Origin of the sequence: Metasolibacillus sp., assembly GCF_025291715.1 — a bacterium.
Classification (GTDB): Bacteria; Bacillota; Bacilli; order Bacillales_A; family Planococcaceae; genus Metasolibacillus; species Metasolibacillus louembei.
This window is the reverse complement of sequence record NZ_JAMBIZ010000022.1, coordinates 1-13,279: the sequence shown is the minus strand read 5'-3', so window position 1 is coordinate 13,279 and position 13,279 is coordinate 1. Positions and strand designations below refer to the sequence as shown.

General features: G+C 37.9%; 17 protein-coding genes. 14 read left to right on the top strand and 3 right to left on the bottom strand.

The annotated features are described in order from the left end of the window. Positions 1–35: 35 nt before the first annotated feature. The 3 genes from yunB (at position 36) to M3Z76_RS13305 (ending at position 2,175) form a co-directional block, all read left to right on the top strand. On the top strand, positions 36–782 hold the full coding sequence (yunB, locus tag M3Z76_RS13315) for a sporulation protein YunB (RefSeq protein ID WP_293927837.1): 747 nt from the start codon (positions 36–38) through the stop codon (positions 780–782). Between the two features lie 121 nt (positions 783–903). Next, positions 904–1,827 (top strand): lipoyl synthase, encoded by a 924-nt coding sequence (lipA, locus tag M3Z76_RS13310; protein ID WP_293927839.1) that lies wholly within the window; start codon positions 904–906, stop codon positions 1,825–1,827. Between the two features lie 30 nt (positions 1,828–1,857). Beyond that, positions 1,858–2,175, top strand: coding sequence for a YutD family protein (locus M3Z76_RS13305; protein ID WP_293927842.1), 318 nt, complete (start codon positions 1,858–1,860; stop codon positions 2,173–2,175). Between the two features lie 108 nt (positions 2,176–2,283). Here M3Z76_RS13305 and M3Z76_RS13300 read toward each other — a convergent pair whose 3' ends face one another. Continuing rightward, positions 2,284–2,550 (bottom strand): DUF3055 domain-containing protein, encoded by a 267-nt coding sequence (locus tag M3Z76_RS13300; protein ID WP_293927844.1) that lies wholly within the window; start codon positions 2,548–2,550, stop codon positions 2,284–2,286. Between the two features lie 90 nt (positions 2,551–2,640). Here M3Z76_RS13300 and M3Z76_RS13295 point away from each other — a divergent pair, with 90 nt between their 5' ends. From M3Z76_RS13295 to M3Z76_RS13260, 8 genes are all read left to right on the top strand, one after another. Next, the gene (locus M3Z76_RS13295) at positions 2,641–3,090 is read left to right on the top strand and encodes a DUF86 domain-containing protein (RefSeq protein ID WP_293927846.1); all 450 of its coding nucleotides are present in this window, start codon (positions 2,641–2,643) and stop codon (positions 3,088–3,090) included. Then, positions 3,090–3,854, top strand: coding sequence for a TIGR01457 family HAD-type hydrolase (locus M3Z76_RS13290; protein WP_293927882.1), 765 nt, complete (start codon positions 3,090–3,092; stop codon positions 3,852–3,854). The genes M3Z76_RS13295 and M3Z76_RS13290 overlap by 1 nt, the downstream gene beginning before the upstream one ends. A gap of 476 nt (positions 3,855–4,330) precedes the next feature. After that, a complete protein-coding gene (locus M3Z76_RS13285; protein ID WP_293927849.1) occupies positions 4,331–4,561 on the top strand; it encodes a glutaredoxin family protein in 231 nt (76 codons plus the stop codon). Further along, positions 4,558–4,929 (top strand): class Ib ribonucleoside-diphosphate reductase assembly flavoprotein NrdI, encoded by a 372-nt coding sequence (gene nrdI, locus M3Z76_RS13280; RefSeq protein ID WP_293927851.1) that lies wholly within the window; start codon positions 4,558–4,560, stop codon positions 4,927–4,929. The genes M3Z76_RS13285 and nrdI overlap by 4 nt, the downstream gene beginning before the upstream one ends. Then, positions 4,926–7,019 (top strand): class 1b ribonucleoside-diphosphate reductase subunit alpha, encoded by a 2,094-nt coding sequence (gene nrdE, locus M3Z76_RS13275; RefSeq protein ID WP_293927854.1) that lies wholly within the window; start codon positions 4,926–4,928, stop codon positions 7,017–7,019. Before nrdI ends, nrdE begins: the two co-directional genes overlap by 4 nt. Then, entirely contained in the window at positions 7,007–7,987 is a 981-nt protein-coding gene (nrdF, locus tag M3Z76_RS13270) for a class 1b ribonucleoside-diphosphate reductase subunit beta (protein WP_293927857.1), read from the top strand. Before nrdE ends, nrdF begins: the two co-directional genes overlap by 13 nt. A gap of 115 nt (positions 7,988–8,102) precedes the next feature. Then, positions 8,103–8,771, top strand: a complete 669-nt coding sequence (locus tag M3Z76_RS13265) for a GGDEF domain-containing protein (protein WP_293927860.1) — start codon at positions 8,103–8,105, stop codon at positions 8,769–8,771. 75 nt (positions 8,772–8,846) lie between these two features. Beyond that, entirely contained in the window at positions 8,847–9,362 is a 516-nt protein-coding gene (locus M3Z76_RS13260) for a pyrophosphohydrolase domain-containing protein (RefSeq protein ID WP_293927863.1), read from the top strand. 76 nt (positions 9,363–9,438) lie between these two features. Here M3Z76_RS13260 and M3Z76_RS13255 read toward each other — a convergent pair whose 3' ends face one another. After that, positions 9,439–9,675, bottom strand: a complete 237-nt coding sequence (locus M3Z76_RS13255) for a YuzB family protein (protein WP_293927865.1) — start codon at positions 9,673–9,675, stop codon at positions 9,439–9,441. Positions 9,676–9,833: 158 nt separating this feature from the next. On the opposite strand from M3Z76_RS13255, the gene M3Z76_RS13250 reads away from it, so the two are divergent. Continuing rightward, a complete protein-coding gene (locus tag M3Z76_RS13250; protein ID WP_293927867.1) occupies positions 9,834–10,901 on the top strand; it encodes an NAD(P)/FAD-dependent oxidoreductase in 1,068 nt (355 codons plus the stop codon). 129 nt (positions 10,902–11,030) lie between these two features. Here M3Z76_RS13250 and M3Z76_RS13245 read toward each other — a convergent pair whose 3' ends face one another. Further along, complete coding sequence (locus M3Z76_RS13245) at positions 11,031–11,366, bottom strand: YuzD family protein (protein WP_293927869.1); 336 nt, start codon at positions 11,364–11,366, stop codon at positions 11,031–11,033. An 84-nt stretch (positions 11,367–11,450) separates the two neighbouring features. On the opposite strand from M3Z76_RS13245, the gene M3Z76_RS13240 reads away from it, so the two are divergent. Beyond that, the gene (locus tag M3Z76_RS13240; RefSeq protein ID WP_066166526.1) at positions 11,451–11,687 is read left to right on the top strand and encodes a NifU family protein; all 237 of its coding nucleotides are present in this window, start codon (positions 11,451–11,453) and stop codon (positions 11,685–11,687) included. A gap of 126 nt (positions 11,688–11,813) precedes the next feature. After that, entirely contained in the window at positions 11,814–13,166 is a 1,353-nt protein-coding gene (locus M3Z76_RS13235) for a sodium-dependent transporter (RefSeq protein WP_293927874.1), read from the top strand. Positions 13,167–13,279: the final 113 nt, after the last annotated feature.

Here is a 13,279-nt window from a genome sequence, read left to right as displayed (position 1 = left end):
CAAGGGGGATTTTTCTGTTTTTACAACGAAGAAAAATGCGTTTTAGAAAGTATAAAAAAAGAGGAAATTTAGCTTTTTTCGTTATTTTAACACTAATCATTGTAGTTATTTTATTTTTATACTGGTTGAATGCTCGTCTAATGCCCACCTATTTACAATATGCAGAGGTGCAAACAAACAAAGTGGCCTCATTCGTTGTCAATAAAGCGATTAATGCGCGCACATCGAGTGTGTTAGACGTCAATGATATTATTGAAAATTTGCCATCGGGCTCAAGTGAAATGATTACGACAAAGTTTAACACTGAAATTATTAACCGTGTGCGTGCAGAAACACAGGCTTTAGTAAAGGAATATTTACAGCAGGCGGAAAATGGCGACCTAACCCATTTGCCAAACTTAGAAAATGTCGAATACGATGTTGGAAAAATGGAGGCGGGCGATGGCATTGTATTTTTTGTACCGCTCGGTCAGGCAGCGAACCTTCCTTTGTTAGGAAACTTAGGACCAAAAATACCGATACGCTTTCACATTATTGGCAATGTGCATAGTGATGTACAATCTACAATTCGAGAATTTGGGATTAATAACGCTTATGTAGAAGTAAATATTCATTTAGAGGTAAATGTTCAAATTATTGTCCCGTTTGCAAGCAAATCGTCCACTGTAGAGCAATATATCCCAGTTGCCATCGGGTTAGTGCAAGGCTCTGTCCCGCATATTTACACAAATGGAGGAGAAGGTGTACAGCCATCATTAGAGGTGCCAGTGCCTTATGATTAAAGGAAAAACTAGAGGTTTTATAAGCATCGGCTCCTGCTGAATCGAGATAAAGAGTTGTTGTGGCGCATGGAATATGGTACATTGACTACAAGTACTATAGTTTTGATAGGGGCGAATTTGAATGACATCTTGTAAACCTACAGCAAAAGAAGAGCATTTACGTAAACCGGAATGGTTAAAAATAAAATTAAACACAAATGATCAATACAAAGGCTTAAAAAAATTAATGCGTGAAAATAACTTGCATACAGTTTGTGAGGAAGCGCGTTGTCCAAATATTCATGAATGCTGGGGAGAACGCCGTACAGCAACGATGATGATTTTAGGGTCTGTCTGTACGCGTGCATGTCGTTTCTGCGCAGTAAAAACAGGCTTACCGACAGAGCTTGATTTAGCGGAGCCAGAGCGTGTAGCAGATTCTGTGAAAATCATGGATTTAAAGCATGTTGTTATTACAATGGTAGCGCGTGATGATTTGAAAGACGGTGGCGCAGAAGTGTTAGCGGAAACAATTCGTGCGATTCGTCGTAAAAGTCCAGCAACATCTGTTGAAGTATTGCCATCTGATTTAGGTGGTATTGAGGAAAACTTGCAAATGGTTATGGATGCGAAGCCAGATATTTTAAACCATAATATCGAAACGGTTCGCCGTTTAACACCAAGAGTGCGTGCACGTGCAAAATATGATCGCTCATTAGAATTTTTACGTCGCTCTAAGGAAATGCAGCCTGAGATTCCAACGAAATCTTCTTTAATGATTGGTCTTGGCGAAACATGGGATGAAATTTTAGAGGTAATGGATGATTTACGCGCAAACAATGTAGATATTATGACAATTGGTCAATACTTACAGCCAACGAAAAAGCATTTAGCTGTGAAGAAATATTATTCGCCACTTGAATTTGGCAAGCTGCGTAAAATTGCGATGGAAAAAGGCTTTAGTCATTGTGAGGCAGGCCCATTAGTGCGCAGTAGCTATCATGCGGATGAGCAAGTAAATGCAGCAACAAAAGAACGTCAAGAACAGGCAAACGTAAACGCCTAAGGCATGTGCAAATAGATAGGTGGGTTTTCAATGATTGTTGCGGAAGGTTATATGTATGAGGTAATCGAAAATGTGCGAGAAGGCTTTAATGAAGAAGTATTTTTGGAGCGCTTTTCCGACATATTAACAAAATACGATTACATCGTAGGTGATTGGGGCTATGGTCAGCTTCGTTTAAAAGGATTTTTTGATGATAAAAATCATAAATCGACATTCGACACGAAAATTAGCACATTTGAAGATTATTTATTTGAATACTGTAATTTTGGCTGTGCTTATTTTATCGTTCAAAAAACAGGGCGAGCACCACAGCAAGAGGCGATGGAAGAAGTTGTAGAGGAATTATAAAAAAGGGCTGTAGGAATTTTCCTACAGCCCTTTTTTGTGTGTGAATTCATGCCTCTTACGTGCGAAATGTCTTCATTAACGTGCGAATCATGACTTTCGAACGAAGTTTTAGCTTAGCAACTCCGTTAAATAAGCGCGTAAATCTACTGTTTCTTCCTCGCTACGGTTGTACACATGCTCTAAATAGCCTGGCTCCTCGACATCGTCTGGACCAATAATAGCAAAGCGACCAAATTGAATATCTAAAACAAGCACTTTACCAAAAAAACGACCGCTTTGTAAGATAGCTAAATCATAGCGCTGCGTTTTTCCTGCAAAGCTAACGAAGCGTGTTTTTGTATCTTCTACATCATCATATAAGAAAAATCTTTCCATTTGTATTTCTATCTCCTTCCGTATCTCTAGAATATGTTACTATAGATAAGAAAACACTATCAACTTTTTAGGTACTAGGAGGCGTTTGGAATGTATTTCGTGGATCGAAATAAAATTTCATTAAACTTACAACATTTAGACACATTGCTCGCTATTTTTGAAGGGCAAGAAAATTGGCTGGAAAGCGATGTGACAAAGCTAGCACTTGAGCGTATCGGTCATAATGTAATGGAGTCGATGATGGATGTCGGCAATTTAATGATTGATGGCTTTATTATGCGCGATCCAGGTAGCTATGAAGACATTATTGATATTTTAGTAGATGAAAAAGTTATTACAGCAGAGATGGATGCTCCTTTAAAGGCTGTTGTTGGCTTGCGTAAAATGCTTGTACGCGAGTTTATTCAAGTGGATGATGAAGAAGTCGTAAAAGTGTTAACAGGCTCTCTACACGCTTTAAAACAGTTCTCAGACAAAGTGCAAAGTTATTTAACAAATGAGCTTGGTCCTGTATCAGCATTTTTACCAGAGGAGCAATGATGAAACGTTATAAAGCTTATTGTTTTGATTTAGATGGTACGGTCTATCGTGGCGATGAAGGGATTGCGAGTGCTATTGCCTTTATCAAAAAATTGCAGCAAGAAGGTATTGAACCGTTTTACATTACAAATAATGCAACGAAAACGCCTGAGCAAGTGCAGCAAAAGCTAGCTGCTTTAGGTATTGCGGCTCCTTTACAGCATATTTATACGAGCGCACTTGTCACGGCGACATATGTTGAGCAGCATTTTCGACAAATGAAGGTGCAGGTAATTGGCTCAGATGGCATTCGTGTTGCTTTAGCAGAAAAAGGCATACATATAACGAATGATGAGGATGCGAGTGCCGTTGTCATGGGATTGGATCGTGAAATCAATTATGCGAAGCTTGCAAGCGCATGTTTAGCGATTCAAAACGGAGCAAAATTAATCGGAACAAATGGTGATATGAAGTTTCCAACAGAACAAGGCTTTGTTCCTGCAAATGGCTCCTTCGTTCACCTTGTAGCAACAGTTACAGAAACTGAGCCCCTATTTATAGGCAAGCCCTCTCCAATTATGCTAGAGGCAATTGCACAGGCGCATCATTATAGTAAAAACGAAATGGTGATGATTGGCGATAATTATCAAACTGATATTTTATGCGGTATTCGCTTCGGCTGTGATACGATTCACGTAAATACAGGCGTGACATCTACAGCCCAAGTACAAGTGCAGCAGGAGCAGCCAACATACTGTCTTTCTTCAATGGCTGAGTGGGCATAGATTAGTAGATAAAAAGCTATATTAAAATTATTTTAATATAGCTTTTTGTTATTTGTTAAAATTTGATGACAAACAAATTGAATGCAATAGGTATTTATGCGGATTTTCAAAAAGGAATATATGTTTTCATGAAAATTAAAAAAATGCAAGAGTTGTTTTTTTAAAATCGGGTATGTTACAATAAATGCAGTTCAAAATAAACACTATATATAGTGTAGTGGTGTTTTGATTTGCACTACATATAGAAAATATAGCGAGAATAGCCATATGAAGGGCTTTTCCTCATGTTTTGGCAGGTACCGATGTATATTTTTTGTTTAGATATAAATGCATTTGACGAGATAAGGATGATTAAAATTTGAAATTTAGTTTTCAAACTATAAGAATTGTTCGTAATTAATTATGCTAATAAATGAAGAATGACGCATTTTGTTGGTACATGCTTTATAAAAAATTAATGGGAAGAGGTTATTATAATGATTTTGTATACAAAAACAGTTTGTCCAAAATGCATGTTTGTTAAATCGGAGCTAAATGAAGCGGGTTTAGAAGGCCGCTATGAAACGGTAAATATTGACGTAGATGCAGAAGCAAAAGAAAAAATCGTCAATGCAGGCTTTTTAACTGTGCCCATTTTAGAAATCGATGGTCAGCTAATCCATGATTTTTCACAAATTAACGAAGAGATTAGCAAGCTAGTTGGATGATTGTCTTTGCAAGTCGAACAGGCAATGTGCGCTTTATTATTAATCAGCTCCAATTACCAAACATCGAGATAGCAAAGGGGCTCAAAGTAACTGAGCCCTATTTATTATTTACTTATACGGATGGGCTTGGAACGGTGCCACAAATAGTAGAGGAGTTTTTGCAAGACAATGCTGTATATTGTAAAGGTGTTATTGCAAGTGGTAACTCCAATTTTGGACACCATGTTTTTTGTGGCTCCGCTGATAAAATAAGTGCTGCTTATCAAATCCCAATTGTTCGCAAAATAGAGCTTCGCGGGTTTGCGCACGACTATGAAGTGATTCGAGAATATTATCAAACAGTAATTAAAGGTGGGGAAACGACTTGAAAGAGTATTTAAAGCTCAACAATGATTTATTGAATAGTTACAGCTCTACAGGTATTTTAGATTTAGATAAAGATAAAGAGGCAACACGTAAATACTTTTTGGAAAATGTAAATGTGAAAATGCGCTACTATATCGATTTAGAGGAAAAGCTCGAATATTTAGTCGATGAAGGGTATTATGAAAAAGATTTTTTAGAAATGTATCCATTCGAATTTATAAAAAAATTATTTAAAATCGCTTATTCCTATAAGTTCCGCTTCCCATCCTTTATGAGTGCTAGCAAATTTTATGAAAGCTACGCAATGAAGAGCCGTGACGGTCAGGAAATATTAGAAAAATATGAGGACCGTATTACAATTATTTCTTTATATTTAGCACAAGGTGATCAAGACCTTGCAGAGCGTGCTGTGCGCAGCATTATGGAGGCGTATCAGCCGGCGACACCAACAGCATTAAACAGCGGTAAAAAGGCGCGTGGTGAGCTTGTTAGCTGCTTTAAATTATCAGTTGATGATACGATGAACTCCATTGCGGAAAATATCGGCTACTGTTTAGAGCTTTCGCGCTTAGGTGGCGGTGTCGGCACGCTGTTAACCGATTTACGTCCATTAGGTGATCCAATTAAAGGAATTTTAAATCGTGCGAGTGGTGTAATGCCTGTTGCCAAGCTATTAGAAAACTCCTTCTCTTATTCCAACCAACTAGGCCAACGCAATGGCTCTGGTGTTGTTTATTTAAATATTTTCCATGGCGATATCGAGGAATTTATTTCATCGAAAAAGCCAAACGCAGACGAAAAAATACGTTTAGCGACATTATCAACAGGGGTTATTATTCCATCGATTTTCTTCGAGCTAATGAAGCGCGATAAAGATATTATTTTATTTAGCCCATACGATATTTATCGTGAATATGGCAAGCGCATGTCAGAAATTAGCATGACGGAAATGTATTATGAATTGCTAGACAATCCAAATATCCGAAAGCTAAAACGCGTCAATGCACGCAAGCTGTATACAGAAATTAAGAAAACGCAATTCGAATCGGGCTACCCATTCGAAGTGTTTGATGATAACGTCAATGACAACCATGCATTAAAAGGCATCGGCCGCGTGAAAATGTCGAATTTGTGTACTGAAATTTTACAAGTACAAACAACGAGCGAAATTACGGATATGGATCAGCCAAACAACTATGGCTTAGATGTATCATGTAATTTAGGCTCTATCGACATTCACCGCGCAACGAAAAGCGAGCACTTTGGTGAGCTGATTACGACAAGCATGCAGCTATTAACGAACGTATCATTAATGACGAATATTACGAATGTGCCATCTGTAGCAAAAGCTAATAAATTAATGCATTCGGTAGGTCTCGGTGTGATGAACTTGCATGGGCATTTAGTGCAATCAAACATTTTATACGGCTCATCAGAATCAATTGAGTTTGTTGATTACTTTATGGAGGCAATGAACTTCTATTCGCTACAAGCATCAATGCAAATTGCAAAGGAAAAAGGTGAGACATTCTATCGCTATGAAGATAGCGAGTATGCGAATGGTCATTATTTTGATTCGTACGTAACGAAAGAGGATAAAGAGCCATCACCGACTGTAAAAGAAGCATTAGGCAATGTGCCGGTTATTACAGCTGCAATGTGGCAGGAGCTAAAGGAGCAAGTGATGGAGCATGGTGTATTTAATGCCTATCGCTTAGCGGTTGCACCAACGGGAAGCATTTCCTATATCCGCAGCAGTACTGCTTCACTTGCACCATGTACAGAGCGTGTGGAAATTCGTGACTATGCAGATAGCCGTACAATTTATCCAATGCCATTTTTAAACAATGACAACAGACATTTATATGTGGAAGCATATGAAGTAGACCCATACCGCTTAATCGATTTATATGTAGCTGCACAAAAGCATGTCGACCAAGGCATTTCAATGACATTGTACGTAACGGACCGCTGGACGACAGAGCAATTGGCGAAAGTGTATATTTATGCTTGGATGAAGGGCATTAAAACAATTTACTATGTACGCCAACGACTACAAACTTTAGAGGAGTGTGTATCATGCTCGATTTAAAACAATATGAGGCGGTTAACTGGAACAAGCCGACAAGTGATTTAGCAAAAGTATTTTGGGACCAGCAATGGAAGCAGATGTGGCAGCCAGAGGAAATTGCTGTATCAAAGGACATTAAGCAATGGAAAGATTTTGAGCACCAGGATACGTACAAAAAAGTATTTGGCGGCTTAACGCTATTAGATACAGTGCAAACAAATATTGGGATGAATGAAATTGCAAAATATAACAATGACCTGCAAGAAAAAGCAGTGTTAACTGTTTTCGGCTCATTTGAAGCAATTCATGCCAAGTCTTATTCATATATTTTCACAACGCTATGTAATAATGATGAGATTGATGCCGTTTTCGAATGGGTAAAGAAAAATGAATTTTTACAATATAAAGCAAACCGTATTAGTGAAGTATATTTAGCAATTCAAGAAAATGATGATGAATCATTGTGGAAAGCGATGTTCGCCTCTGTTATGCTGGAAAGCTTTTTATTCTATTCAGGCTTCTTCTATCCACTTTATTTAGGTGGGCAAGGTACTTTACGCAATAGTGCAGAGGTGATTTCACTTATTTTACGTGACGAATCAATTCACGGTGTAGCTATCGGCTTCTTTGCACAAAATATTTTTAGAAAGTTCTCGCCAGAAAAGCAAGATGAGTTAAAAGTATGGGGCTATGAGCTATTATTAGACTTATATCAAAATGAAATGAAATATACGGAAGATATTTACGCGGAAACAGGGCTATCGCCTGAGGTGAAGGCATATGTGCGCTTTAATGCAAATAAAGCATTAATGAACCTAGGCTTAGACACAATGTTCCCAGAAGAGGAAGTCAACCCAATCGTTATGAACGGTATTCGCAATGAAGGCTCGACATACGATTTCTTCTCTCAAAAAGGCTCAACATATGCACTTGCAAAAGTCCAGCCGATTACAGATGATACATTTAACTTTGATTTTTTAGGAAAATAACAACATGTAGGGTAGCAAGAAGTAAAAAAACTTCTTGCTACCCTTTTAACGTTGTATAGTTAAAAGGGCTATTAATAAAGTAACATATAGTATTTACTAATGGAGGCGAGAGTAGATGATATTAATTGGACATATCCTTAATATTTCCTTCTTTTGGACTTTTATTATTATTGGCGCACAGTCTATGTATAAGCAAACCGAAAAAAACTATAAACAAGGGCTGTTATTAAACGAACAAAATGAAGAATTAATTGCAATGAATCAAACTTTAGAGTTTTATGCCAACCGTGATCCGCTCACAAGGCTGGCGAACCGCTATTATTTGGAGCGCCATATGAATAAAGTGTTAACGGAAAAATGGCAGATGGCTATTTTTATTTTTGATATAGATTCCTTCAAAATGTATAACGACTTTTATGGACATCCACAAGGGGATAAAGTGCTGCAAGCTGTCGGAGAAACGTTGACCCATTTTGTAGAAGAAAAAGGCTTATTCGCTTGTCGCTATGGTGGAGAGGAGTTTTTAGTTGTAGGCTTAAATATGTCAGAGCAGGATGCGGCGATGATTGCTGAAGAAATTCGTTTAGCAATTGAAGCACTGCAAATACCACATGAAAGGTCAGTGGTCGCTCCGTATGTCACAATAAGCCTTGGCTATGTCGTGCAAGAGGTTGAAAGCTTGGAGCAGTTTGAAAAATACATTGATTTGGCAGACCAAGCACTTTATACAGCGAAAAAAGCAGGACGTAATCAAACGGCATTTTTAAGTAAATTGCTTTCTTAAAAAATGGATATGGTTTCTCTTTCAACTTAGTTCGTGTATGATTAAAACTATATTGAAAGAGGAGTAGAAGTTTTTATGAAACAGTTTGCAAACAAATTACAAAACCATGTACGTGACTTTCATGTCGCATTTAGTCACCCCGCACCTGAGCAGCTTGTGCCGATGGAACGCGAGCGAGCAATTAATCGTAGCGTTTGGACAGCGGAGGAGGCAATTGAGTTTATTGCTGCTTCTTGTACAACGAAAGAACAATTCGAAGCAAGCTTTGAAGTATTTTTAGCAGGTATTCACAAAGCATATGAAAAATCATTAAATGGTGAATTCCCACAAACAGCTGAAGAAAAAGTAATTGCACAGGCAGATGCTTTAGCGGATCAGCTATACTTTTCATTCGGTTCAGCAGTGGAGATTGGTGTTGATATCGAGCCGGTCTTTGATATTGTGCAAGGTGCAAATATGTCAAAGCTTTTTACAGATGAAAATGGCAATAAATATGCGAAATGTCGCGAGGATGGCAAAATTATTAAATCACCAGATTTTTATAGCCCTGAGCCATTTATTAAAGAAGAAGTATTAAAACAGATGAAATAGAAAAAATAGCTGTAGGGAAGAGCGGATGCTTTCTCTACAGCTATTTTATTACGCAATTACGCTACAGCGTAATTGATCACCAAAGAGGATTTTCCTCAATGTAGTCATATATTTTTTTCGTTAGCTCACTCGGAGAGTCAGCTTCTACGATATCTCCATTAACAAGTGCATAAAAGGATTCGGAACATTTTGTGCAGAAGCTCAAGCAACCGTATTCTAGCACATCAATATTTGGATCTTTTTCAAGTGCTTCATATGTTTCCTGTGCACCGTTTGCCAAATTGCTAATACAAAATTCAACCATTGGATTCACAACATGTCACCTCACAATTGTATGCTACTTTTTTTTAGCGATTTCGTCAAACATCCTATTTTGTGAAATGTTTCACAAAATATATTGTGAAATATATCACAATGAGCTATACTCGTATTGGATAAATAAATCGTATAAGTAAAAAAGGAGATTTTCATATGAAAAAACTAGTGCTATTAGGTGGCGGCTATGGCAATATGCGTATATTGCTGCGTCTACTACCGAATAATTTACCGGAAGATACAGAAATTATTTTAATTGACCGCACATCATTCCATAGCTTAAAAACAGAATTTTATGCGCTTGCTGCAGGTACTTCAACGGATAAAGAAATTCGTGTAGCCTTTCCAGAGCACCCACGCTTAAAAACAGTTTTTGGTGAAGTAATTCGCATTGACTGTGAAGAGAAAACAGTTTTCCTAGAGGGTGGTCAAGAGGTACAGTACGATGATTTAGTAATCGGTCTGGGCTGTGAGGATAAATATCATGGCGTACCAGGAGCTAAAGAAAATACATTTAGCATCCAAACAATTGCAAAATCACGTATTACATTTGAAAAGCTTTGTAGCTTACCACCTGATTCAACTGTTGCCATCGTTGGTGCAGGCTTATCAGGTATTGAAATGGCAAGTGAGCTACGTGAAAGCCGTGCAGATTTAAAAATTAAATTATTTGATCGCTCGTCACGAATTTTACGCGATTTCCCTGAAAAGCTAAGCAATTACGTGAAGTCATGGTTTATTAAACATGATGTAGAAGTAATTGCAGAGTCTAATATTACAAAGGTTGAGGAAAATAAAATTTATAATCATGACCAAGTAATTGATGTAGATGCTGTTGTTTGGACAGCAGGTGTACAGCCTGTGAAAATTGTACGCGATATGGAAGTTGAGAAAGATAAATTTGGACGCCCAATTGTTACAAAATACTTCACATTACCAAATGATGAGCATGTGTTTGTCGTAGGGGACTGTGCTTCCTCAGATTTACCACCGACAGCACAGCTTGCGGAGGAGCAAGGCGAGCGTATCGTCAAAGTATTGCGTCACCGTTGGAATAACGAGCCACTACCAGAAACAATGCCAGAAATTAAATTAAAAGGCTTTATGGGCGCGTTAGGAAAGAAACAGGGCTTTGTACATTTAGCAGATACAACAGTAACAGGGCGTATCGCACGCTTAATGAAATCAGGCTTGTTGTGGATGTATAAGCGCCAAAACAATTAGGGTTGGTGAAAGTAATGAATCGCCCGTAAGGTGGTCGAATTCGCCCGTGAAATTGTGAAATTCGCCCGTAAGATTGCCAAATCACTGAATTAAAAGAGGAACGTGTCTGAAAAGGCACGTTCCATTGGATTAGGCTTTTTCTTCAGGGATATAGCCTAGTTTTTCAAGGGCGGAGTAGACAGGCTTGATTTGAATATAGCCTTCGCCGATGACTTCATCATTAATTAAAACGAGTGGGTAGAAAAATTCATCATCTTGAATGCGATTGGCATAATCAAGATCTCGATCGTCATTTAAGTCTCCTTCAATATCAACGTAGCGAATTGTAAAAGGCTGATTTGGGTATTTGCGATCAATTGCGGCTTGTAGCCATTCGTATGTGTCCTTAGAGGACGGGGCATTGACACAGCTTGCACAAACAATGTCTGCTCCGTATATTTCGATTACTGCTTTAGATGTTGTCATATAAATTCCGACCTTTCGTAATACAATATTGGCTTTTTTCTCTTGTTCACATTATAATGATTTTAATGAAAGGAGTCGAGAAAAATGACAGAATTAGAACAACGCGAACAAGTACAGGAAGTTTTAGATAAATTACGTCCGTTTTTACTACGTGACGGTGGAGATTGCGAATTAGTAGATGTAGAAGAAGGTATTGTGAAATTACGATTACTAGGCGCATGCGGTAGCTGCCCAAGCTCTACAATTACATTAAAAGCTGGTATTGAACGTGCATTATTAGAAGAAGTACCAGGCATTGTCGAAGTAGAGCAAGTATTCTAATATAGCTTATATGAAAAGTGGAATTGGAAGCAAGCTGTTTCCGAATTCCGCTTTTTTATGTTCATTTCATGTATAATGGATAGGTGTGTTTTTTAATATAGTTTTTTACGATGAAGGAGTTTATTTATGGGTCAACAGCAAGAACAATGGACATCAAGATTAGGCTTTATTTTAGCAACAGCTGGCTCCGCTATTGGATTAGGCGCGATTTGGAAGTTTCCTTATATAGCTGGAATTTCTGGTGGGGGTGCATTTTTTCTCATCTTTTTAATTTTTACATTATTTATGGGTCTGCCAATTTTACTTGCAGAGTTTGTTATTGGACGAGGCTCACAAAAGGATGCCGTTTCAGCATATTTAACATTTGCCCCTAATTCGAAATGGCATTTTGTCGGGATACTTGGCATGGTTACATGCTTTATTTTATTATCCTTTTACAGTGTTGTTGGTGGCTGGATTATTCTTTACATGGTTCAAGCTGTTATTGGGAATTTATCGGGGCTTTCAGAAAGCGCCTATGCACCGCTATTTAATGATTTTATCGCCAATCCGATATATGCGACCCTATTCCAATTTATTTTTATGGCGATTACCATTTATGTTGTAGCAAAAGGTGTTCAGCAGGGGATTGAGCGCGCAGGTAAAATGATGATGCCAGCTTTATTTATTTCCTTTCTTATTTTAATTATCCGCTCTTTAACATTGGATGGCGTTGGGGAAGGGCTGCACTTTTTCTTATATCCTGATTTTTCAAATATGAGCTCTAAGACAATTTTATTTGCATTAGGACAGTCCTTTTTCGCTATTAGTGTCGGGGTGTCTGTTATGGTCACATACAGCTCCTATTTATCGAAAAATGAAGATTTGCCTAAATCAGCATTGATGATTGTTATGATGAATTTATTTATTTCGCTTTTAGCAGGGCTAGCGATTTTTCCAGCAGTATTTTCATTTGGCTTTGAGCCGACTGAAGGTCCTGGGCTATTATTTGTTGTGTTACCTGCTGTGTTCAATCAAATGCCGTTTGGAGTATTTTTCTTATTTATTTTTTTAATTTTGTTCTTATTTGCGACATTAACATCTGCTTTTTCAATGCTAGAAATCATCGTAGCAGCTGTCACGAAGCAAGATCGCACAAAGCGTAAAAGGACAACATGGATTACGGGAATCCTAATCTTTATCGTTGGTATTCCTTCTGCCTTATCTTACGGGGTGTTAAGCGATTTTACGATTTTCGATAAAACGATTTTTGATGCTGCCGATTATCTTGTATCCAATATTTTAATGCCGTTAGGTGCATTATTAATCGCCTTATTCGCAGGCTTTAAAATTCCACGCAAAGTGTTACTAGAAGAAATTAGCGATGGGGCAAGCTATGCCAAAAAAATATTTGCTATATGGTTAATTGCTATTAAATATATAGCACCAATTGCGATTATTATTGTCTTTTTAGATGCGATTGGGCTGTTGAAGTTTTAATGCAAAAAGCTGTAGGAGGCACCCTACAGCTTTTTGTGTGCGCCCAGCATGCGCATGAACTATAGGGTGCAAGTCCCGAACCCCGAAGACAGAAGTAGAGGTTAGCCAAGAGC